At 39.7% G+C, this 22828-nt stretch carries 17 protein-coding genes; 15 read left to right on the top strand and 2 right to left on the bottom strand.

The features are described from left to right. Window positions 1–2524: 2524 nt before the first annotated feature. From MCT08_RS16945 to MCT08_RS16925, 4 genes are all read left to right on the top strand, one after another. Window positions 2525–2896, top strand: a complete 372-nt coding sequence (locus MCT08_RS16945) for a DUF805 domain-containing protein (RefSeq protein WP_274679083.1) — start codon at window positions 2525–2527, stop codon at window positions 2894–2896. Between the two features lie 152 nt (window positions 2897–3048). Next, window positions 3049–3846 carry a hypothetical protein gene (locus tag MCT08_RS16940; RefSeq protein ID WP_274678940.1) on the top strand — a complete coding sequence of 266 codons (798 nt, stop codon included), beginning with the start codon at window positions 3049–3051 and terminating at the stop codon, window positions 3844–3846. Between the two features lie 2308 nt (window positions 3847–6154). Next, entirely contained in the window at window positions 6155–6550 is a 396-nt protein-coding gene (locus MCT08_RS16930) for a DUF3465 domain-containing protein (RefSeq protein ID WP_026028411.1), read from the top strand. A 145-nt stretch (window positions 6551–6695) separates the two neighbouring features. After that, the gene (locus tag MCT08_RS16925; protein WP_274678939.1) at window positions 6696–7187 is read left to right on the top strand and encodes a GNAT family N-acetyltransferase; all 492 of its coding nucleotides are present in this window, start codon (window positions 6696–6698) and stop codon (window positions 7185–7187) included. 567 nt (window positions 7188–7754) lie between these two features. Here MCT08_RS16925 and MCT08_RS16920 read toward each other — a convergent pair. Then, entirely contained in the window at window positions 7755–7949 is a 195-nt protein-coding gene (locus MCT08_RS16920; RefSeq protein ID WP_274678938.1) for a hypothetical protein, read from the bottom strand. 2092 nt (window positions 7950–10041) lie between these two features. Here MCT08_RS16920 and MCT08_RS16915 point away from each other — a divergent pair. The 10 genes from MCT08_RS16915 (at window position 10042) to MCT08_RS16870 (ending at window position 19955) form a co-directional block, all read left to right on the top strand. Then, window positions 10042–10677: a LysE family translocator gene (locus MCT08_RS16915; protein WP_274678937.1), complete on the top strand. Its 636-nt coding sequence runs from the start codon at window positions 10042–10044 to the stop codon at window positions 10675–10677. A 1832-nt stretch (window positions 10678–12509) separates the two neighbouring features. Continuing rightward, a complete protein-coding gene (locus MCT08_RS16910) occupies window positions 12510–12767 on the top strand; it encodes a type II toxin-antitoxin system Phd/YefM family antitoxin (protein WP_005448240.1) in 258 nt (85 codons plus the stop codon). After that, on the top strand, window positions 12755–13057 hold the full coding sequence (locus MCT08_RS16905; RefSeq protein ID WP_274678936.1) for a type II toxin-antitoxin system RelE/ParE family toxin: 303 nt from the start codon (window positions 12755–12757) through the stop codon (window positions 13055–13057). Before MCT08_RS16910 ends, MCT08_RS16905 begins: the two co-directional genes overlap by 13 nt. A gap of 717 nt (window positions 13058–13774) precedes the next feature. Continuing rightward, window positions 13775–14542 (top strand): hypothetical protein, encoded by a 768-nt coding sequence (locus tag MCT08_RS16900; protein WP_274678935.1) that lies wholly within the window; start codon window positions 13775–13777, stop codon window positions 14540–14542. 667 nt (window positions 14543–15209) lie between these two features. Further along, the gene (locus MCT08_RS16895; RefSeq protein ID WP_274678933.1) at window positions 15210–15845 is read left to right on the top strand and encodes a LysE family translocator; all 636 of its coding nucleotides are present in this window, start codon (window positions 15210–15212) and stop codon (window positions 15843–15845) included. Between the two features lie 251 nt (window positions 15846–16096). Continuing rightward, a complete protein-coding gene (locus MCT08_RS16890) occupies window positions 16097–16915 on the top strand; it encodes a HipA family kinase (RefSeq protein ID WP_274678932.1) in 819 nt (272 codons plus the stop codon). Then, window positions 16916–17779, top strand: a complete 864-nt coding sequence (locus tag MCT08_RS16885; protein WP_274678930.1) for a hypothetical protein — start codon at window positions 16916–16918, stop codon at window positions 17777–17779. 152 nt (window positions 17780–17931) lie between these two features. Then, window positions 17932–18738, top strand: a complete 807-nt coding sequence (locus MCT08_RS16880) for a hypothetical protein (RefSeq protein ID WP_274678929.1) — start codon at window positions 17932–17934, stop codon at window positions 18736–18738. Between the two features lie 153 nt (window positions 18739–18891). Beyond that, window positions 18892–19089 (top strand): hypothetical protein, encoded by a 198-nt coding sequence (locus tag MCT08_RS16875; protein WP_274678928.1) that lies wholly within the window; start codon window positions 18892–18894, stop codon window positions 19087–19089. After that, window positions 19089–19955: an LPO_1073/Vpar_1526 family protein gene (locus tag MCT08_RS16870; RefSeq protein ID WP_274678927.1), complete on the top strand. Its 867-nt coding sequence runs from the start codon at window positions 19089–19091 to the stop codon at window positions 19953–19955. The genes MCT08_RS16875 and MCT08_RS16870 overlap by 1 nt, the downstream gene beginning before the upstream one ends. An 857-nt stretch (window positions 19956–20812) precedes the next feature. Here MCT08_RS16870 and MCT08_RS16860 read toward each other — a convergent pair. Further along, window positions 20813–20980, bottom strand: a complete 168-nt coding sequence (locus MCT08_RS16860) for a hypothetical protein (protein WP_274678926.1) — start codon at window positions 20978–20980, stop codon at window positions 20813–20815. 865 nt (window positions 20981–21845) lie between these two features. Here MCT08_RS16860 and MCT08_RS16855 point away from each other — a divergent pair. Then, window positions 21846–22727, top strand: coding sequence for an SMEK domain-containing protein (locus MCT08_RS16855; RefSeq protein ID WP_274678925.1), 882 nt, complete (start codon window positions 21846–21848; stop codon window positions 22725–22727). Window positions 22728–22828 lie beyond the last annotated feature (101 nt).

Here is a 22828-nt window from a genome sequence, read left to right as displayed (position 1 = left end):
GAATTCTTTGCAAATTACCGAGCTCAGGAATGGTGATTTTCTCGGTCATTTCTTCTTTGCCAAGCGCATTTCGTGGATTAGGTTTTAATTTCACAGCTGTCCGTTTTACTTTGCCGTTTGAAAGCAATAATGTGTTTAAAATTAGGCATTTTGTCGTAATTCGCTGGCGAAAGTGCAGCAGCTAACTAGGCGTTTAAGACGGATTCCCAACGCTTGGGAGTTTCGGCTCTAGGTTGAGTTTTGTGTTTAAGGCGTAATGGTTTAAGATTGTGGTCGCGTTGCTCACCACTTAACGCAGCGTTATGTGTTTGGTGAGTTTTTAGGGTTAACTATACGATTTCATTGAGAATTCGTTCCGTGTTTTCGGCAAGTTGGCTTGGTCTAAATGGATTCTTGAACAATCTGAGATTGATTGTTTTCAAGGTTCTTGGGTTGCCTCAATTAAGTTTTGGATCTGGTTTGTGTTGAGTTTTATCGGTTTCAAATCGCTTCAATTGAAATGCATTTTTGACTGATTTGCTTGCTGACATTCAGCACTGAAAGTCTGGTGAAGCAAAAAGTTTAGCGGTTGCTGAAAGGGCGCTTTCTTTGTTGTTGATTCTGTAAGTGGTTTTCTTCGGCTAAGATCGCTGTGAAGTTTAGGTTTTGGTCAGTATCGTTTTTGTACGTAACTTATTCAAATCTCTTCATTTCTACGGTGGTTTACTTTGAATTCATAGCTAAATTCACATAACAAACAATTCAAGTGGATTCTCAACGCGTGGCAGTTTTACTATGCGTCAGGCAAAGTGTTTTACGGTGCAATGCAGCGGCTTGGTCAGTGCGTTGTTCACCACTTAATTGGGCGTTAGCTGGGGTTAAGAAAAGCTGTGAATTTAGGGGGGAAAGGCTTTCGGTTTTCTAGCTACACACCGGACAAATCTCAGCTTCTCAACTATCTCGCCAGTGGCACTTTTCGGGAAGTGTTTGAACTTAACGAAGTCTGCTTACGGGAAGGGTTGTGTTTGTTAAGTTCATTGGCGTGGCTTCTTTGTTGTTGAAATTTATGAATGCCTAAATTCGTTTCGTGTGCTCTGTCGTTGGCTTTTTCGATAGAATTCTTTGCAAATTACTATGCTCAGGAATGGAGATTTTCTCGGTCATTTCTTCTTTGCCAAGAGCATTTCGTGGATTAGGTTTTAATTTCACAGCTGTCTGTTTTACTTTGTCATTTGAAAGCAATAATGTGTTTCAAATTAGGCATTTTGGCGTAATTCGCTAGCGAAAGTGCAGCAGCTAACTAGGCGTTTAAGACGGATTCCCAACGCTTGGGAGTTTCGATTCTAGGTTGAGTTTTGTGTTTAAGGTGCAATGGTTTGGGATTGTGGTCGCGTTGCTCACCACTTAACGCAGCGTTATGTGTTTGATGCGTTTTTAAGGTCAAAGCTACGATTTCATTGAGAATTCGTTCCGTGTTTTCGGCAAGTTGGCTTGGTCGAAATGGATTATTGAACAACCTGAGATTTATCGTTTTCAAGGTTCTTGGGTTGCCTCAATTAAGTTTTGGATCTGGTTTGTGTTGAGTTTCGTCGGTTTCAAATCGCTTTAATTGAAATGTCTTTTTGACTGACTCTCTTGCTGAAGTTCAGCTCTGAAATTCTGGTGAAGCAAAAGGTTTTGTTGTGGCTGAAAGGGCGCTTTCTTTGTTGTTGATTCTGCAAGTGGCTTTCTTTGGCTCAGATCGCTGTGAAATTTAGGTTTTGGTAAGCATCGTTTTTGTACGTAACTTATTTAAATATCTTCATTTTTACGGTGGTTTACTTTGAATTCACGGTAAAATTCACATAACAAGCAATTCAAGTGGATTCTCAACGCGTGGCAGTTTTACTATGCGTCAGGTAAAGTGCTTTACGGTGCAATGCAGCGGCTTGGCCAGTGCGTTGTTCACCACTTAATTGGGCGTTAGCTGGGGTTAAGAAAGGCTGTGAATTTAGGGTGGAAAGGCTTTGGGTTTTCTAGCTACACACCGGACAAATCTCAGTTTCTCAACTATCTCGCCAGTGGCACTTTTCGTGAAGTGTTTGAACTTAACGAAGTCTGCTTACGGGAAGAGTTGTGTTTGTTAAGTTCGGTGACGCGGTTTCTTTTGTGTTGAAATTCATGAATGCCTAAATTCGTTTTATGTGCTTTGTCGTTGGCTTTTTCGATAGAATTCTTTGCAAATTACCGAGCTCAGGAATGGTGATTTCCTCGGTCATTTCTTCTTTGCCAAGAGCATTTCGTGGATTAGGTTTTAATTTCACAGCTGTCCGTTTTACTTTGCCGTTTGAAAGCAATAATGTGTTCCAAATTAGGCATTTTGGCGTAATTTGCTAGCGAAAGTGCAGCAGCTAACTAGGCGTTTAAGACGGATTCCCAACGCTTGGGAGTTTTGGCTCTAGGTTGAGTTTTGTGTTTAAGGCACAATGGTTTAGGATTGTGGTCGCGTTGCTCACCACTTAACGCAGCGTTAGGCATTCTATTACGTTGTTCGAAAGGAAAAATGATGAATTGGTACATTACAGCAGTTAAAAAATATGCCACTTTTAGCGGGCGGTCGCGCAGAAAGGAATATTGGTATTTCTTTCTTTTTAACCTACTCATAAGCATGTTCCTTGGCTTTATCGATGCCTTAACCGGTAGTTTTGATCCTGCTACTGGTTACGGTTTATTTAGCAGTATGTACACTTTAGCCTTATTCATTCCAGGGATAGCGGTTGGTGTCCGTAGACTACATGATACTGGTCGAACTGGTTGGTGGTTACTGATAATGCTTATCCCAATAATTGGCATCTTGGTTTTACTATATTTCATGGTATCCAATGGTGATTCTGGAACAAATAAGTATGGGCATGATCCCAAGGAACTGAATGCCTAACAAAGCATTTAAGAGTGATTCGCAACGCTTGGCGGTTTCGCTTCGCTCAAGTATAGCCAAGCGTCGCTCACACCTTAATGCGGCGTTAGGCATCAAGAGGAGTAAGAATGAAATCCCAGGTACTTAGAAAGTTTGAAGCAAAGCTTGAAGAGATGAATGATCAGCTTTGCTACTTTTTGTTTTCGGATGTTGAGGTCGAGAACGTTTTTTCCAAGTTATCTCATGAGCTCGCTAGCACATATACAACGGAAGTATTCTCAGAAAATGAATTTTCTGAACGACTCCATATAAAAATTGAAGCTTTACCTGCTTTTCGTACCAAAGCTTTTCACACTCTGGTTAGCATGAGTGTAATTGCTTCAGTAGAGTACTTGTTGAGTTATATTGAAGAAATTGAAGAGTTTCGTGCTAGCGTAGAAACATCTATTCATGATGCTATAACTGATAAAAAACCAGAGGAGCAACTTAAACAGAAGTTAAGCCACTGGCTTGGTGAAGTTCCTGAAAGTGCAATCATAAAAACAATCGCATACTTGCGGTTGCGAAGAAACCACATTGCTCATGTTCGTGAAGATATGAGTGAAGGCTACCGTTCATTGATAAAGAATGACTCTAACCATCTAAATAATTACTGGGCAAAGCAAGCAACAGAGTTAAATGGCTTTGACTTTTCTCTGCAATCCTACGCTGAATTTGAAGTCAATGAAGTATTTGCATTGATAAACCTTTCGCGAGTTTGTATGCGAAAAATTGATTCAATGATGTTGTCTACTATTTCGGATGAGTCTATTGCTATCTATGAACTTCCTAACTTTCTTGCTAACAAAAGACTAAATGGCTTAACCGTTGATGTTAAATCGCGAAAGTTTACCGCATATCTGCAGCATCAATATGGAAAGAGAATGTCTTGTGCAGATGTTTTGCTGCGAGCGCACCTAAAAGATGCCTAACAAGCAATTTAAGAGGGATTCACAACGCTTGGCACTTTTGCTTCTACTTCAAATTTAGTGTTTATGGCACTATGCGTTAGGTTGGGTGGAGGCGTTGTTCACCCCTTAATTGGGCGTTATGTGTTGGATGAGTTTTTGAGGTTAATTCTACGATTTCATTGAGAACTCGTTCCGTTCTTTCGGCAAGTTGGCTTGGTCGAAATGAGTTCGTGAAAGAGCTTCAATTGGTCACGTCCAAGTCTCTTGGGTTGCCTCAATTGAGTTTTCGATCTGGGTTGTGTTGAATTTCGTCAGTTTCAAATCGCTTCAATTGAAATGTCTTTTTGACTGATTCATTTGCTGACATTCAGCTTTGAAAGTCTGGTGAAGCAAAAAATTTAGCGGTTGCTGAAAGGGCGCTTTCTTTGTTGTTGATTCTGTAAGTGGCTCTCTTTGGCTCAGATCGCTGTGAAATTTAGTTTTTGGTCAGCATCGTTTTTGTACGTAACTAATTAAAATCTATTCATTTCTACGGTGGTTTACTTTGAATTCACGGTAAAATTCACATAACAAGCAATTCAAGTGGATTCTCAACGCGTGGCAGTTTTACTATGCGTCAGGTAAAGTGCTTTACGGTGCAATGCAGTGGCTTGGTCAGTGCGTTGTTCACCACTTAATTGGGCGTTAGCTGGGGTTAAGAAAAGCTGTGAATTTAGGGTGGAAAGGCTTTCGGTTTTCTAGCTACACACCGGACAAATCTCAGCTTCTCAACTATCTCGCCAGTGGCACTTTTCGGGAAGTGTTTGAACTTAACGAAGTCTGCTTACGGGAAGAGTTGTGTTTGTTAAGTTCGTTGGCGCGGCTTCTTTGTTTTTGAAATTCATGAATGCCTAAATTCATTTCGTGTGCTCTGTCGTTGGCTTTTTCGATAGAATTCTTTGCAAATTACCGAGCCCAGGTGTGGTGATTTTCTCGGTCATTTCTTCTTTGCCAAGAGCATTTCGTAGATTGGGTTTTAATTTCACAGCTGTCCGTTTTACTTTGCCGTTTGAAAGCAATAATGTATTTCAAATTAGGCATTTTGTCGTAATTTGCTAACGAAAGTGCAGCAGCTAACTAGGCGTTTAAGACGGATTCCCAACGCTTGGGAGTTTCGGGTCTAGGTTGAGTTTTGTGTTTAAGGCGCAATGGTTTAGGATTGTGGTCGCGTTGCTCACCACTTAACGCAGCGTTATGTGTTTGATGAGTTTTTAAGGTCAAAGCTACGATTTCATTGAGAATTCGTTTCGTGTTTTCGGCAAGTTGGCTTGGTCGAAATGGATTCTTGAACAACCTGAGATTTATCGTTTTTAAGGTTCTTGGATTGCCTCAATTAAGTTTTGGATCTGGTTTGTGTTGAGTTTTATCGGTTTCAAATCGCTTCAATTGAAATGCATTTTTGACTGATTTGCTTGCTGACATTCAGCACTGAAAGTCTGGTGAAGCAAAAAGTTTAGCGGTTGCTGAAAGGGCGCTTTCTTTGTTGTTGATTCTGTAAGTGGTTTTCTTTGGCTAAGATCGCTGTGAAATTTAGGTATTGGTAAGCATCATTTTTGTACGTAACTTATTCAAATCTCTTCATTTCTACGGTGGTTTACTTTGAATTCACGGTAAAATTCACATAACAAGCAATTCAAGTGGATTCTCAACGCGTGGCAGTTTTACTATGCGTTAGGTAAAGTGTTTTACGGTGCAATGCGGCGGCTTGGTCAGTGCGTTGTTCACCACTTAATTGGGCGTTATACGCAGGGTGAGTTTTGTAGCTAATCTCTAGCTTCAAAGTCACTTTTTCACATGACTTATTACTTCGCCCAATTTGTATTATTTTCTCGTATTTACGCTAAATCATTAGACAATGTATCCATACTAATAATCCCAAGTTCGTAGCTGGTAAGTGTTCCCTAGTTTTAATCGATTGGCTAAATTAGAAACAGTTTCGTTTGTTGAAACACCGCTCTACTAAATTGTCGGTTTAAAAGGTTATGTGTTTGCTTAAATACCGCTTTCTTTGATGTGGGGTGTTCCAAGTGCGCTTCAATCACAGTCGCTAAAAATCTTAGCCTCACATAAATGCATCAATACACATAAAATTTCGTGCTTACAAAGTGGTGCTTGGCTTAAAATCGTAACTTCAGTGCTGGGCGTATAACAAAGCATTTAAGAGCGATTCACAACGCGTGGCAGTTTTGGTTTGCGGTAAGTTTTGTGTTTAAGGCGCAATGCGGTAGCCGTTGTATTGCGTTGTTCACGCCTTAATGCGGCGTTATGTGAATCCAAGGGATTTGAGTATATGAAGAAGTTTTTAGCAATATTTGTGGCAGCTTTGTGCCTGATTTCAGTTGGTGCGCAAGCCAATGATCACAAATTGAAACAGGCATATGAAAACCATCAAAGTGACCTTCAAGTTCAGGGGGTAGGTACTGTAATTCGTTTGTTACCCGATGATAATGATGGAAGTCGACATCAAAAATTCATCATAAGACTGAATAGTAAACAAACCCTACTTGTTGCTCACAATATCGATCTTGCGCCGAGGATTCCTAACTTAAGAGTAGGCGATCGAGTTCAGTTTTACGGTGAATATGAATGGACTAAAAAGGGTGGTGTAATGCACTGGACACACCACGATCCTAACAATAAACATCCGCATGGTTGGTTAAAGCACAACGGTAAAAAGTACGAGTAAAAATTCACATAACAAGCAATTCAAGTGGATTCTCAACGCGTGGCAGTTTTACTATGCGTCAGGTAAAGTGTTTTACGGTGCAATGCAGCGGCTTGGCCAGTGCGTTGTTCACCACTTAATTGGGCGTTATGTGCTTAGGAGTAAAATGGAAATTACGAAAGCGAAAATGAGCCATCAAGATCAGTTTAAAGACTACGCTCAGTCCTGTATCGCTGATGGCTTAGAGCTGTATGATGAAGCAAAAATTGATAGCTGTGCGTACCTAAAAAAGAGAATTGCCTATGCTAAAGGGCAAAAATTACCTTCAGGTTGGGCTCCAATAACAACTTATTTTTGTTTTGAGTCTGGTGTGATACTTGGTTCAATCAGAGTTCGTCACGGTACAAACGATTACATTGAAAATGTTATAGGCCATATTGGCTATGAGACTAGACCATCAGCTCGTGGCAAAGGTGTTGCCTCATTTCTTCTCACTTGGGTTCGCGAGCATGTTGTAACTGATCCAGTTATTGTTACTTGTTCAATTGACAACCCTGCGTCCCAAAAAGTTATCGAAAACTGCGGTGGTGAGTATCTTGGCAACTACAAAAACGAAAGCGAGGGTACTGTGAGGCGCTACCGTTTAGCACGCACATAACAAACGCTTTAAGACGGATTCGCAACGCTCGGCGGTTTTGGTTTGATTTGGCTTTTGTGTTTACGGTGTAATAATTGAGTATCGTGGTAGCGTCGCTCACCACTTAAGCGGGCGTTATGTGTTGGATGAGTTTTTGAGGTTAATTTTACGATTTCATTGAGAATTCGTTCTGTGTTTTCGGCAAGTTGGCTTGGTCGAAATGGATTCTTGAACAACCTGATATTGATCGTTTTTAAGGTTCTTGGGTTGCCTCAATTGCGTTTTGGATCTGGTTTGTGTTGAGTTTAGTCAGTTTCAAATCACTTCAATTGAAATGTCTTTTTGACTGATTCTCTTGCTGAAGTTCAGCTCTGAAAGTCTGGTGAAGCAAAAAGTTTAGCGGTTGCTGAAAGGGCGCTTTCTTTGTTGTTGATCCTGTAAGTGGCTCTCTTTGGCTAAGAACGCTGTGAAATTTAGGTTTTAGTAAACATCGTTTTTGTACGTAACTTATTCAAATATCTTCATTTCTACGGTGGTTTACTTTGAATTCACGGTAAAATTCACATAACAAGCAATTCAAGTGGATTCTCAACGCGTGGCAGTTTTACTATGCGTTGAGTAAAGTGTTTTATGGTGCAATGCAGCGACTTGGTCAGTGCGTTGTTCACCACTTAATTGGGCGTTATGTGTTTGATGAGTTTTTGGGGTTAACTCTACGATTTCATTGAGAATTCGTTCTGTATTTTCGGCAAGTTGGCTTGGTCGAAATGGATTTTTGAACAACCTGAGATTGATCGTTTTTAAGGTTCTTGGGTTGCCTCAATTGCGTTTTGGATCTGGTTTGTGTTGAGTTTCATCAGTTTCAAATCGCTTTAATTGAAATGTCTTTTTGACTGATTCACTTGCTGACATTCAGCTCTGAAAATCTGGTGACGCAAAAAATTTAGCGGTTGCTGAAAGGGCGCTTTCTTTGTTGTTGATTCTGCAAGTGGCTCTCGTTGGCTAAGATCGCTGTGAAATTTAGGTTTTGGTAAGCATCGTTTTTGTACGTAACTTATTAAAATATCTTCATTTCTACGGTGGTTTACTTTGAATTCACGGTAAAATTCACATAACAAGCAATTCAAGTGGATTCTCAACGCGTGGCAGTTTTACTATGCGTTGAGTAAAGTGTTTTATGGTGCAATGCAGCGGCTTGGCCAGTGCGTTGTTCACCACTTAATTGGGCGTTAGCTTGGGTTAAGAAAAACGGTGAATTTAGGGTGGAAAGGCTTTCGGTTTTCTAGCTACACACCAGACAAATCCCAGCTTATCAACTATCTCGCCAGTGGCACTTTTCGGGAAGTGTTTGAACTTAACGAAGTCTGCTTACGGGAAATGTTGTGTTTGTTAAGTTCGTTGGTGCGGCTTCTTTGCTGTTGAAATTCATGAATGCCTAAATTCATTTCGTGTGCTCTGTCGTTGGCTTTTTCGATAGAATTCTTTGCAAATTACCATGCTTAAGAATGGTGATTTTCTCGGTCATTTCTTCTTTGCCAAGCGCATTTCGTGGATTAGGTTTTAATTTCACAGCTGTTCGTTTTACCTTGCCGTTTGAAAGCAATAATGTGTTTCAAATTAGGCATTTTAGCGTAATTTGCTAGCGAAAGTGCAGCAGCTAACTAGGCGTTTAAGACGGATTCCCAACGCTTGGGAGTTTCGATTCTAGGTTGAGTTTTGTGTTTAGGGCGCAATGGTTTAGGATTGTGGTCGCGTTGCTCACCACTTAACGCAGCGTTATGCAACTCAGGTAAATTTAGGGGTTCAATCTTTTGGGATTTCTCCGGCCATTCGTTTTGAGCTGTCGGCAAATGAGCATTTTTACCCTCAAATTCGTGGTTAACTCAAACCGTAAAACAGACAAATTTCTTTGTTTGCCTCAATCGGTTTTAGCGTTGGCGTGTTGTCAATTTAGTTGGCGCAAAGTGTGGAAAGAGCAAGTTAATCGATCATTTTGTATTTGTTGAAGGCTTTGCTCGTTGAGTTTGTTTGGCTCAAAAGCCTAGTTTGTCGCTGAAAGGCAGACTTCATTTTTGTGGCTTATTTATCACGGCTTTTTCTTGGGTTGATTCTTTAATCACTCAACCATTGCAATTGTGGTTTTTGATCGAGTAAAGTCAGCTTATCTTATTGAATTTGCATAACAAACAATTCAAGTGGATTCTCAACGCGTGGCAGTTTTACTATGCATTGAGTAAAGTGTTTTACGGTGCAATGCAGCGGCTTGGTCAGTGCGTTGTTCACCACTTAATTGGGCGTTAGCTGGGGTTAAGAAAAACGGTGAATTTAGGGTGGAAAGGTTTTCGGTTTTCTAGCTACACACCGGACAAATCTCAGCTTCTCAACTATCTCGCCAGTGGCACTTTTCGGGAAGCGTTTGAACTTAACAAAGTCTGCTTACGGGAAGTGTTGTGTTTGTTAAGTTCATTAGTGCGGCTTCTTTGCTGTTGAAATTCATGAATGCCTAAATTCGTTTCGTGTGCTTTGTCGTTGGCTTTTTCGATAGAATTCTTTGCAAATTACCGAGCTCAGGAATGGTGATTTATTCGGCCATTTCTTCTTTGCCAAGAGCATTTCGTGGATTAAGTTTTAATTTCACAGCTGTCCGTTTTACTTTGCCGTTTGAAAGCAATAATGTGTTTCAAATTAGGCATGTTGGCGTAATTTGCTAGCGAAAGTACAGCAGCTAACTAGGCGTTTAAGACGGATTCCCAACGCTTGGGAGTTTCGGCTCTAGGTTGAGTTTTGTGTTTAAGGCGCAATGGTTTAGGATTGTGGTCGCGTTGCTCACCACTTAACGCTGCGATTATATTTTTTTTGAGCAAAGGAGTGTTCAATGAATTTAGATACTTGGTTGATGTTTTTTCTTGCGTATTTAGTCGTTACATTATCGCCGGGCCCTAATGTACTGTTGGTTGTGAAAAATAGTGTTCAATACGGTATTGGGTCTGCTTTAGTTACCATTCTAGGTAACCTATTTTGTCAATTTCTCATTGTTGGTTTGGTTGCCGTAGGTGTAGGGGAAATCCTTACTCGTCTACCGACATGGTTTTTTGTCATGAAGTGTGTGGGTGGTTTGTATTTAATTTACCTTGGAATTAAAAGTTTCAAACAAATAAGGAAAGATAGCCTTAAACTATCAAATCTCGATTTTGAACTACCAAAAAGGAACTCAAAATCCCTGTTTCGAGAGGCTTTCTTTGTTTCAGTGAGTAATCCTAAAACTATGATTTTTCTTTCGGCATTCTTGCCTCAATTTTTAGATACAACTCATTCTCATATGGCGCAATTTGTCATAATGTATCTATCAATTTGCGTTATTGTAGCGAGTGTCCATTTGAGCTACGCACTAGCCATTAGCCGCATAGGGAAAAAGCTGAGTACAAAAAAATTCGAGGGTAGGCTAGCAAAAGTATCAGGTAGCTTATTTATAGGGATGGGTAGTGGGATCCTTCTAAGTTCAAAGCCCTAAATATAACAAAGCATTTAAGACGGATTCCCAACGCATGGCACTTTCGGCATACTTCAGTTTAAGTGTTTATGTCACAATGGGTTAGGTCGGGTGGTTGGCGTTGCTCACCACTTAATGCGGCGTTATGTGTTTGATGAGTTTTTAGGGTTAACTCTACGATTTCATTGAGAATTCGTTCCGTTTTTTCGGCAAGTTGGCTTGGTCGAAATGGATTCTGAACAACCTATGATTTATCGTTTTTAAGGTTCTTGGGCTGCCTCAATTAAGTTTTGGATCTGGTTTGTGTTGAATTTCGTCAGTTTCAAATCGCTTTAATTGAAATGTCTTTTTGACTGATTTGCTTGCTGATATTCAGCTCTGAAAATCTGGTGAAGCAAAAGGTTTTGTTGTAGCTGAAAGGGCGCTTTCTTTGTTGTTGGTTCTGCAAGTGGCTCTCTTTGGCTAAGATCGCTGTGAAATTTAGGTTTTAGTAAGCATCGTTTTGCACGTAACTTATTAAAATTCCATCATTTCTACGGTGGTTTACTTTGAATTCACGGTAAAATTCACATAACAAGCAATTCAAGTGGATTCTCAACGCGTGGCAGTTTTACTATGCGTCAGGTAAAGTGTTTTACGGTGTTATGCAGCGGCTTGGCCAGTGCGTTGTTCACCACTTAATTGGGCGTTATGTGTTTGATGAGTTTTTAGGGTTAACTCTACGATTTCATTGAGAATTCGTTCCGTTTTTTCGGCAAGTTGGCTTGGTCGAAATGGATTCTGAACAACCTATGATTTATCGTTTTTAAGGTTCTTGGGCTGCCTCAATTAAGTTTTGGATCTGGTTTGTGTTGAATTTCGTCAGTTTCAAATCGCTTTAATTGAAATGTCTTTTGACTGATTTGCTTGCTGATATTCAGCTCTGAAAATCTGGTGAAGCAAAAGGTTTTGTTGTAGCTGAAAGGGCGCTTTCTTTGTTGTTGGTTCTGCAAGTGGCTCTCTTTGGCTAAGATCGCTGTGAAATTTAGGTTTTAGTAAGCATCGTTTTGCACGTAACTTATTAAAATTCCATCATTTCTACGGTGGTTTACTTTGAATTTACGGTAAAATTCACATAACAAGCAATTCAAGTGGATTCTCAACGCGTGGCAGTTTTACTATGCGTCAGGTAAAGTGTTTTACGGTGTTATGCAGCGGCTTGGCCAGTGCGTTGTTCACCACTTAATTGGGCGTTATGTGGTGGATGAGTTTTTGAGGTTAATTCTACGATTTTATTGAGAATTCGCTCCGTGTTTTCGGCAAGTTGGCTTGGTCGAAATGGATTCTTGAACAATCTGAGATTGATCGTTTTCAAGGTTCTTGGGTTGCCTCAATTAAGTTTTGGATCTGGTTTGTGTTGAGTTTTATCGGTTTCAAATCGCTTCAATTGAAATGCATTTTTGACTGATTTACTTGCTGACATTCAGCACTGAAAGTCTGGTGAAGCAAAAAGTTTAGCGGTTGCTGAAAGGGCGCTTTCTTTGTTGTTGATTCTGTAAGTGGCTCTCTTTGGCTCAGATCGCTGTGAAATTTAGGTTTTGGTAAGCATCGTTTTTGCACGTAACTTATTAAAATATCTTCATTTCTACGGTGGTTTACTTTGAATTCACGGTAAAATTCACATAACAAGCAATTCAAGTGGATTCTCAACGCGTGGCAGTTTTACTATGCGTCAGGTAAAGTGTTTTACGGTGCAATGCAGCGGCTTGGTCAGTGCGTTGTTCACCACTTAATTGGGCGTTAGCCGTCATGGAGCTTGCTATACTCAAAGTGATATAATAGTATCACTTTAGTATTCCTTTGGAGCAGCTCTCATGAAAGTAGAACTAGTTACATCACTCAAACGTCAAGCAACTAAGATCCTCGCCGATCTCCACGACACCAAAGAACCAGTGCTAATTACTGAGCATGGTAAGCCATCCGCGTATCTCGTTGATGTTGATGACTACGAGTTTATGCAAAATCGTTTAGCTATTCTTGAGGGTATTGCACGAGGTGAGCGTGCACTAGCTGACGGTAAAGTGGTAAGTCATGATGAAGCCAAGGACAAAATGTCAAAATGGCTGAAATAATCTGGACTGAGCCAGCGTTATCCGACCTCAACGATATCGCTGAATACATAGCACTTGAAAATATCGTAGCTGCAAAGCAGTTAGTGCAAACGATCTTCTCCAAAGTCGAACGCCTACAAATTTTCCCAGAGTCAGGTCGTATTCTACCCGAGCTAGAACATTTAAGTTATCGTGAAGTTGTCGTTAATCCATGTCGTGTTTTCTATAAACAAGACGGTGACAAAGTGTTTATTTTGTTTGTTATGCGTGCAGAGAGAGATTTGCGTAAGTTCTTGTTGAGTAAGCAATAACCTTTGGGAATGAGCGGCTAACAAGCAATTTAAGAGGGATTCACAACGCTTGGCACTTTTGCTTCTACTTCAAATTTAGTGTTTATGGCACAATGCTTTATGTTTGGGTGGTGGCGTTGTTCACCCCTTAATTGGGCGTTAGCTTGGGTTAAGAAAAACGGTGAATTTAGGGTGGAAAGGCTTTCGGTTTTCTAGCTACACACCGGACAAATCTCAGCTTCTCAACTATCTCGCCAGTGGCACTTTTCGGGAAGTGTTTGAACTTAACGAAGTCTGCTTACGGGAAATGTTGTGTTTGTTAAGTTCATTGGCGTGGCTTCTTTACTGTTGAAATTCATGAATGCCTAAATTCGTTTAGTGTGCTTTGTCGTTGGCTTTTTCGATAGAATTCTTTGCAAATTACCGAGCTCAGGAATGGTGATTTATTCGGCCATTTCTTCTTTGCCAAGCGCATTTCGTGGATTGGGTTTTAATTTCACAGCTGTCCGTTTTACTTTACCGTTTGAAAGCAATAATGTGTTTCAAATTAGGCATGTTGGCGTAATTTGCTAGCGAAAGTACAGCAGCTAACTAGGCGTTTAAGACGGATTCCCAACGCTTGGGAGTTTCGGCTCTAGGTTGAGTTTTGTGTTTAAGGCGCAATGGTTTAGGATTGTGGTCGCGTTGCTCACCACTTAACGCAGCGTTATGTCTATCCACATATTTGAGGTGTTTATTATGGGTCGAGCAAAAGAAGAAATGATACTTCGTGATGAGTTGCAGCCAATGTATGACTGGATCGAGGATAATTATGGTGACGATGCTGGTGAAGAAGGCTCAGATGAATGGGAAGAAGCAGTACAAGCATATGATGACCATATTGAACATGAGCTACGCCAACAAGAGCTAGATTGGTATCTTCATGAAGAATTAGAGTGGTATGTCAAAGACCAATCTCAAGTTGGTGTTTTTGACAGCCAAATTAAAAGTATTTTAAACCTTTTGAATGTGGCTACCGATAATGAAACTCAATTCTCGTTGCTAGTCATGCTGCATGCTCATACAGTTGCTTCTTTAGAGGCGTATCTTGCTTCTACTTTCATCCATAGAGTAACTAATTCAGATGAACTGATTCGTCGTTTGGTGGAAACAGATCCGGTATTTTCAGACATGAAGTTCACAATGAAGGATATTTATAAGAAGCATGAAGGTCTTAAGCTAACAGTAGCGGACTATTTAAAAAAGCTAATATTTCATCGTTTGGACATAATCAAGCCGATGTATAAGTCCGTATTAGACTGCGATTTTGGCAATATATCTTGGCTGTTTTCTGCGGTTAAAGTTCGCCACGATTGCGTTCACCGAGCTGGTTTGGACAGTAATGGAAATAAGGTCGCAATAACACCTGAATCAGTCAAAGAACTAGTGAACAATTCTAGGGATTTGGTTCAACATATTGAATATGAAATGAAACAAAAATTTGTTAGCGATATCCTCGGCTTATAGACATAACAAAGCATTTAAGAGTGATTCGCAACGCTTGGCAGTTTCGCTTCGCTCAAGTATAGCCAAGCGCTGCTCACACCTTAATGCGGCGTTATGTGTTGGATGAGTTTTTAAGGTTAATGCTACGATTTCATTGAGAATTCGTTCCGTATTTTCGGCAAGTTAGATTTGTCGAAATGAATCCGTGAAAGAACTTCAATTGGTCACGTCCAAGTCTCTTGGGTTGCCTCAATTGCGTTTTGGATCTGGTTTGTGTTGGGTTTCGGTGGTTTCAAATCGCTTTAATTGAAATGTCTTTTTGACTGATTTGCTTGCTGATATTCAGCTCTGAAAATCTGGTGAAGCAAAAGGTTTTGTTGTAGCTGAAAGGGCGCTTTCTTTGTTGTTGATTCTGCAAGTGGCTCTCTTTGGCTAAGATCGCTGTGAAATTTAGGTTTTGGTCAGCATCGTTTTTGTACGTAACTTATTCAAATTTCTTCATTTCTACGGTGGTTTACTTTGAATTCACGGTAAAATTCACATAACAAGCAATTCAAGTGGATTCTCAACGCGTGGCAGTTTTACTATGCGTCAGGTAAAGTGTTTTACGGTGTTATGCAGCTGCTTGGTCAGTGCGTTGTTCACCACTTAATTGGGCGTTATATTTTTTTGAGCAAAGGAGTGTTCAATGAATTTAGATACTTGGTTGATGTTTTTTCTTGCATATTTAGTCGTTACATTATCGCCGGGCCCTAATGTATTGTTGGTTGTGAAAAATAGTGTTCAATACGGTATTGGGTCTGCTTTTGTTACCATTCTAGGTAACCTATTTTGTCAATTTCTCATTGTTGGTTTGGTTGCTGTAGGTGTTGGGGAAATTCTTACTCGTCTACCAACATGGTTTTTTGTCATGAAGTGTGTGGGTGGTTTGTATTTAATTTACCTTGGAATTAAAAGTTTCAAACAAATAAGGAAAGATAGCCTTAAACTATCAAATCTCGATTTTGAACTACCAAAAAGGAACTCAAAATCCCTGTTTCAAGAGGCTTTCTTTGTTTCAGTGAGTAATCCTAAAACTATGATTTTTCTTTCGGCATTCTTGCCTCAATTTTTAGATACAACTCATTCTCATATGGCGCAATTTGTCATAATGTATCTATCAATTTGCGTTATTGTAGCGAGCGTCCATTTGAGCTACGCACTAGCCATTAGCCGCATAGGGAAAAAGCTGAGTACAAAAAAATTCGAGGGTAGGCTAGCAAAAGTATCAGGTAGCTTATTTATAGGGATGGGTAGTGGGATCCTTCTAAGTTCAAAGCCCTAAATATAACAAAGCATTTAAGACGGATTCCCAACGCATGGCGCTTTCGGCATACTTCAGTTTAAGTGTTTATGTCACAATGGGTTAGGTCGGGTGGTTGGCGTTGCTCACCACTTAATGCGGCGTTATGTTTATTGTCAGATCTACCTCAACCATCCATCATAGACCAATATGCAACTACATAGGTTAGTGTTAGAATCAGCTTAGTTTGTATGGCTCAGGCAGCTATATAATTATGCAAAAGGAAATTATAAATGAGCGATATCGTACAGATTTTATCGTTTGATAAATATATAGCTCCTCTGGAGCATACGTCTGATGGTCGAATGGCAGCGACACACTTGGCTAGTGTTAAGTGGATAGATAACAAAGCTGGTCGTTTCTACGTAAAAGTTTATCCAAAATGTCATCCGCGTGGCTTAATCAATGAAATTACTGGCTACTTAGTGGCTCACGCCACTGGTATCCCGCAACCTAAGAAAGTCGCAGTCATACAAATCCCCAAAGAAGTGATAGAAAATAATTTCAAAGGTGACTTTGAATGTTCTGGTGACTACTATTGGGGATGGGCTACTGAAGAGTCTGGGACGACTCCCAATACATACCTGAAAATGGAAGATATGGTGGCATATAATCAATGTATAGAACTGTTAAAAAAGTGGAAATCATTCCCCAATATGCTGGCGTTCGATGACTGGGTTGCAAACCAAGATAGGAATACAGGTAACATTACAATCAAAGGATACAATGACTTTTACGTTATTGACCATGGTAATGTGCCTGTTTCAGAGAAGTGGACTAAAGATAATTTAGTGGTTGAAGGCGTGTATAAAAACAAGTTACTTGATGGGTTGTACCTAGATAACAACTACCCATTACCTTTATCAGCGTCCTTAGTCGAGTCAAGTAAAGAACATCCAGAGGCTTTTAGAAAAGCTCATCAAGAATTAATTAAGTGGTGTGACGCATTACTTGATGAAGATTGCTCGTCACACCTTCAGCACTTCCTTGAAGCTCGTGCGCATCTTAGCGTATCGAGAATTAAGGACAAAACAGGGTTATTGGTGGCTTAAATGAATAATCTTGAAAAGCTATTAGGACAAAATACTGAGAAAAGCTTAGTAAAAGGTGAGTGGTTTAATATCAGGTGGACGCCTGACATAGCTACTGGCGAAAAACTTAATATTGGGGTTGGGTTTGTAGAAAATGGTCGAGTTCATAGCAGGTTGTTGAGCTATTTCGAACGCGTAAAATGCCTGTATGGTGAACGAGGTATTTATCACGCTGAGCTCGTTACTTCCATCGTCGGTGAAAGCTTACGTCAAAATAAAAAGTCATCACCGATCCCACAAATTACATACGATAACTCTGGTTATGCTCAAGGTTTCTCTGTTGATGAAGTTTTAAGTAGCCTCTTTGAACAGACAGTTCCTTTGCAGAAAAAAATCCGTGTATCCAGTAATGCGAAGCGCTTTAATTCCATCAATACAGATAAACTTTATACTTGTTTAGTTGATGAATTAAAAATAAAAGCAGCATTACAATTTGAAGAGTTTGTACCCGCTGATAGTTCAATTTTTATTGAGGATGATTTGGGTTCACATGAACTCTTTGTACCGTTTCGAGATAACAAAAACCTTGTTGGAGGACTTGCTTCAACTGTTTACTCAAACGTTCAAAGAATAGAGCTTAACTTATTAAAAGCGGCCAGAGATGTTGAGTCGGCGGTTAAGTTAGGTAAAGGAAACAAAGCGTCAGTATTTATACTAATGCCTGGAGATGAAGTAGAAAAGTTAAATAAAGAACAAGTAATTTCAATTGAGAATACGCTTGATAAATTTGACTGGCATATGAATAAGCAAGGTATTTCTGTAGGTGGGCATACCTCTGTAAGTGGTTTGGCGGACGAAATATGTTCTTGGGCTAACGTAGCATAAACATAACAAAGCATTTAAGAGTGATTCCCAACGCTTGGCATTTTTGGTGTCATCGTTGGGTTTTGTGTTTACGGTGGTATGGTTGGGTTTAGTGGTAGCGTTGCTCACACCTTAATGCGGCGTTAAATTCTTTTACGAACGGGGAGAGTTAAATGAATCCTTGGAATCTTGATCCTGTATTTAAAAATTATTGTTCGATGTATAGAGAGGCTACTGAGAGTGACAGGGCTCCTCATGAAGAAAGTATACTTCACCATGTGACATCAGCTGTGTATTTTTCAATTGCGTGTATTGAAGCTTTCCTCAATCACTTGAAAACAGAAGAGTTGCGTGAGTCACATACTGAGGATAGCGAAATATTACGCTTGATAAAGAGTACGAAATTCAGTCAAAAACTACAAAATTGGCCTAAAGATGCTTTAGGAAGCGACAGTAGTTTGAAGTATTCGCCGGGAGTAATGAAGCACATCAACCTCTTTTATGATGTTCGCTGTGGCTTAATACATCCTAAGTTAACTCAAACAGATGAATATGAAACACTTGAAGCATTAACTGGCTCAAAGATCATTGAAGTGACGGCTAGTTTCTTATCTGAAGTTTGGTCGAAAAAAGATAAACCGTTTCCTTATTGGCTGCTAGGGTGGAATTTTGTTAACCCTAGAAGTAATTCGCAAGAAATTATAAAGTTACCAAATGATCAGTTTTTATACTCTCTATGCGCATTAGATATACAAGTTCCGGTTATATCGCCTCGTTCGGATAAATGGATGCAGACCAATATGAAAGGCTCAAAGTGTTGGAAAGCACTTCATAAAACTCTGAAAAATAAAACATACTGCGAAAAACAAGTAATGCCAGTCGATGGTGACTACTTTTTTTCATTGAAACCACGTCTTTGTAAAGAATGGTGGGTACCAAAGCATGTTGAAGTCTGTGGGACTCCATCAGAACGAATTTAACAAGCAATTTAAGAGGGATTCTCAACGCTTGGCATTTTTGCTTCTACTTCAAATTTAGTGTTTATGGCGCAATGCTTTAGGTTTGGGTGGAGGCGTTGTTCACCCCTTAATTGGGCGTTATATGCTCGAAGTCGGAAAATTTAGGTAGATGAAATGTTAGATTTTTTGAATGAAACTATAGGTGCAGATGCTGCGACCTATATTGGGACGTTTTTGGCTGTAGTTGGCTTGATCATCGGGGCTAAAACGATAGTAAATCGTTCGAAACAAGTTCAAAAGGTTAAGAATGGTAAAGGAATTCAAGCTAACGGAAACGTAACAATTAATATAACGAAAGGGGATAAGAAGTAATGCTCGGAGATAAACAGCAGCAAGAAGTTGACTCGAACAGTACAGCGATACAAGCTGGCGGTAATGTTTCAGTTACACAAAACTATGGGATGTCAGTCTCAGAGGTTAGAGAGCTTTGTTTGCTATTTTTGCGTGATAACTTTCCTGCTCTTCGAGATGAAGCTATAAAATTGGCAGAAGAAAATGTACAAATATTTGCAGCAGAACTTGAGCGGAAAATAGTCGATAAATCAGGCGATATTGTACTTGAAAAGTTCAGTGATCCTGACGTACAAGCTGCAATAAATGATGCTGTTCAGGCTAGTGCCCGAAAGGGACAAAAAGCAAACCCATCGGTACTTGTTGATTTAATCGCAGAGAGGGTATCGGGAGTATCTAATGATTTCAAAGATATTGTAATCTCCGAAGCTGTTACTGTTGTACCCAAAATAACTCAATCTCAAATAGCATACTTGTCTTTTGTTCATTATATGACGCATGTAGGCGTGCAAGGCTTGTCACATGTGACCCAAATGGAACCGTTTTCTAGGCGAGTATTGGCTGCAGTTTCTGCTGGTTTTGAACTTTCAGAACCCCAGAAGCGTCATCTAGAATATGCAGGTTCATGCTCTATTGCGACTATGATGAGCATTGATATTTATGATGGTTGGATGAATCAATTATACAAATATATGGGTTATACAGATATTAATGTATTTAAAAGCGATATAGCCAAGTTTTCGCCAACAACTAAATTGCTGCTCGATACTTTCGATAATGGCAGTAAGGATGGGCAAGTAACTTTAACCAGTGTTGGACAGGCTATCGCAATAGCCAATTTGACGACAACACTTGGAAAGTTGGATTACTCAATTTGGCTAAAATAAGCCGGATACTACTCGCAAGATAGTTTTCTGTGATCGCATATAACAAACAATTTAAGAGTGATTCAGCACGCTTGGCATTTTTGGTTTGGGTTAAGTTCAGTGTTTACAGTGTTCAAATTAAGTGTCGTGGTAGCGTGCTTCACACCTTAATTGGGCGTTAGCTGGGGTTAAGAAAAACGGTGAATTTAGGGTGGAAAGGCTTGCTGTTTTCTAGCTACACACCGGACAAATCTCAGCTTCTCAACTATCTCGCCAGTGGCACTTTTCGGGAAGTGTTTGAACTTAACGAAGTCTGCTTACGGGAAATGTTGTGTTTGTTAAGTTCATTGGCGCGGTTTCTTTGGTGTTGAAATTCATGAATGCCTAAATTCGTTTCGTGTGCTCTGTCGTTGGCTTTTTCGATAGAATTCTTTGCAAATTACCGAGCTCAGGAGTGGTGATTTTCTCGGTCATTTCTTCTTTGCCAAGCGCATTTCGTGGATTAGCTTTTAATTTCACAGCTGTTCGTTTTACTTTGCCGTTTGAAAGCAATAATGTGTTTCAAATTAGGCATGTTGGCGTAATTCGATAGCTAAAGTGCAGCAGCTAACTATGCGTTTAAGACGGATTCCCAACGCTTGGGAGTTTCGGTTCTAGGTTGAGTTTTGTGTTTAAGGCGCAATAGTTTAGGATTGTGGTCGCGTTGCTCACCACTTAACGCAGCGTTATGCGACTAAGCAAAAAATCTTCTATATCTCTCTTTTTCGCTCTCTTTGGCAGTCGGTTCTCGGTTTCGGCAATTTAGCATTGTCGGCCCAAGTTCTAGAATCACTCAGGCCGTAAAACATGCCAAAGTTCGTGGGTTGCCTCATTGGTTTTCAGTATTGGTTCGTGGCGAGTTTGACTGGCGCAAAGTGTGGCAACGGCAAGTTTATCGGTAGTGCTTCATTCACTGGTCTGCCGCCGCGTTGAGTTTCTCGAAGCAAAAGCTTAGTCACTAGCTGAAATTCACCATTAGTCACTTGTAGGAAGTTGGTCTGTAACATAGTGACTTCGTCTGTTTAGTGAATCACAAAAAGTGCTTGGTTTATTTGTGGTTTTTCGTGTCTAAGGTAATCTTCATCTGCCCGACTTGGCTTGGTAGGAGAAATCGCATAACAAACAATTTAAGCAGATTCGCAACGCGTGGCATTTTTGGTTTGAATTGGTTTAAGTGTTTACGGCACAATGCTTTAGGGCCAGTGGTGGCGTTGCTCACTACTTAATTGGGCGTTAGGCAAAGGGCAAAAAAGCTCTTAGTTCTAATCTTCTTGTTCCCTTCGGCAATCCGTTTATCGTAGTCGGCAATTCAGCATTGTCGGTTCAAATTCTTGAATCTCTCTGACCGTAAAACATGCCAAAGTTCATGGGTTGCCTCATTGGTTTTCAGTGTCGGTTGGTGGTGAGCTTAACTGGCTTAAAGTGTGGAAAGAGCTAGTTCATTGAAGCTTTCGCATGTGCTGCCAGTTCACAGCTTTTAGTTTCTCAGGTTCAAAAGCTACTTCGTCGCTGAAAGGTCGAATTTCGTGGTTATTGAAACCTCGGTTGTAACATAGCGACTTCAGTAGTTCTTGAGCCACAAAAAGTCAGTGGGTGATTGGTTGCTTATCGTATTTAAGGTATTCTGTCTTTTAACCAAGTTATTGAGTGTGCAGGAAAATTTGCCTAACAATAAATTTAAGAGTGATTCACAACGCTTGGCGCCTTCACTTCAAGCCAGTTTAGTGTTTATGGCACAATGCGTTAGGTAAGGTGGTGGCGTTGTTCACACCTTAATTTGGCGTTATGCGATTTAACTGTTCAAGCGCAGTTAACACCCAAGGATATTTTAATGTGATAGATAACGTAATTTTATAAAAAGGAACGGAGTGTATGTTAAAAGAAGCAGTGAATAACTTAAATCATGATATTTCATTATTAGAATTATATGTAAAGAATAGTCAGGAGTCTGGATTTAGTGATATGGCTAGATTACTAGAAAGTTTATCTATTTCACTTTTTAATGAAACTTATGGTTATAATTTAAAAAACAAAAATCAAATTAAATGCAACTTTCCTGCTATAGATTTGGCAGACGACGAAAAAAATGTCGCTGTACAAGTAACCACGAATGCTGATTCAACTAAAATTAGGCATACAATAAAGGTTTATGAGAAAAATAATCTAAACAAGAAATACAAAAAATTATATATATATGGATTCTTAAAGCATTCAAATTTAAAAGACGTTCCCGATTATTGTGTTCTTGTCAATTCATCAAAATTAGTCTCTGAACTAATGGATAAAAATGATGAGGATGCAGTTCAAAGTGTGATAGATGCAGTTAAGCAACATACTGATTTTTCGAGAGTTCATCCTTATGATGATCTTAATTGTTTAAAAATAATACTTCGATTAATCGATCGTTCAGCAATCAAGCACAGAATGCATTGTGAAGGTAGCTATGATGATATGGTTAAAGGCCTCAAAGAGATCACTGAAATTATTAGCAAAGGTAAGCTAGGAAAGCAAAATAAGTGCAAATCTATAGATGACTTTTATGATGAGGATATTGTGTGCTTTTTGAGAGAGGTTCGAGATATAGTGAGTAGGATAATTTCAATAATTAATCGAAGTCGTATTGACGGTGTTGATATGTATTGCCTTAAATTTGAAGATTTAGAAAATATAGACTCTATGAAAGAAGCTATAATTAATAAATCTAATTTAATATCTAAAAATTACCACATTAATATGGTGATTTCAGCACATTAAGTCGCATAACAAACTGTTTAAGAGTGATTCGCAACGCGTGGCATTTTCACTATGCGTTGCGTTTAGTGTTTAAGGTGGTATGCGGCGGCCTCAGTATTGCG

Source organism: Vibrio aestuarianus, from assembly GCF_028858425.1.
GTDB classification, from domain to species: domain Bacteria; phylum Pseudomonadota; class Gammaproteobacteria; order Enterobacterales; family Vibrionaceae; genus Vibrio; species Vibrio aestuarianus.
The sequence above is the reverse complement of the archived record's forward strand: the minus strand, read 5'-3'. Positions and strand labels throughout refer to the sequence as shown.

Excerpts from the sequence above, each read along its gene's own strand:
- MCT08_RS16860 (WP_274678926.1), bottom strand. The coding sequence starts at position 20,980 with ATGTTACAGACCAACTTCCTACAAGTGACTAATGGTGAATTTCAGCTA.
- MCT08_RS16945 (WP_274679083.1), top strand. The coding sequence starts at position 2,525 with ATGAATTGGTACATTACAGCAGTTAAAAAATATGCCACTTTTAGCGGG.
- MCT08_RS16885 (WP_274678930.1), top strand. The coding sequence starts at position 16,916 with ATGAATAATCTTGAAAAGCTATTAGGACAAAATACTGAGAAAAGCTTA.
- MCT08_RS16880 (WP_274678929.1), top strand. The coding sequence starts at position 17,932 with ATGAATCCTTGGAATCTTGATCCTGTATTTAAAAATTATTGTTCGATG.
- MCT08_RS16870 (WP_274678927.1), top strand. The coding sequence starts at position 19,089 with ATGCTCGGAGATAAACAGCAGCAAGAAGTTGACTCGAACAGTACAGCG.
- MCT08_RS16900 (WP_274678935.1), top strand. The coding sequence starts at position 13,775 with ATGGGTCGAGCAAAAGAAGAAATGATACTTCGTGATGAGTTGCAGCCA.
- MCT08_RS16910 (WP_005448240.1), top strand. The coding sequence starts at position 12,510 with ATGAAAGTAGAACTAGTTACATCACTCAAACGTCAAGCAACTAAGATC.
- MCT08_RS16915 (WP_274678937.1), top strand. The coding sequence starts at position 10,042 with ATGAATTTAGATACTTGGTTGATGTTTTTTCTTGCGTATTTAGTCGTT.
- MCT08_RS16875 (WP_274678928.1), top strand. The coding sequence starts at position 18,892 with ATGTTAGATTTTTTGAATGAAACTATAGGTGCAGATGCTGCGACCTAT.
- MCT08_RS16895 (WP_274678933.1), top strand. The coding sequence starts at position 15,210 with ATGAATTTAGATACTTGGTTGATGTTTTTTCTTGCATATTTAGTCGTT.
- MCT08_RS16905 (WP_274678936.1), top strand. The coding sequence starts at position 12,755 with ATGGCTGAAATAATCTGGACTGAGCCAGCGTTATCCGACCTCAACGAT.
- MCT08_RS16940 (WP_274678940.1), top strand. The coding sequence starts at position 3,049 with ATGAATGATCAGCTTTGCTACTTTTTGTTTTCGGATGTTGAGGTCGAG.
- MCT08_RS16890 (WP_274678932.1), top strand. The coding sequence starts at position 16,097 with ATGAGCGATATCGTACAGATTTTATCGTTTGATAAATATATAGCTCCT.
- MCT08_RS16930 (WP_026028411.1), top strand. The coding sequence starts at position 6,155 with ATGAAGAAGTTTTTAGCAATATTTGTGGCAGCTTTGTGCCTGATTTCA.
- MCT08_RS16925 (WP_274678939.1), top strand. The coding sequence starts at position 6,696 with ATGGAAATTACGAAAGCGAAAATGAGCCATCAAGATCAGTTTAAAGAC.
- MCT08_RS16855 (WP_274678925.1), top strand. The coding sequence starts at position 21,846 with ATGTTAAAAGAAGCAGTGAATAACTTAAATCATGATATTTCATTATTA.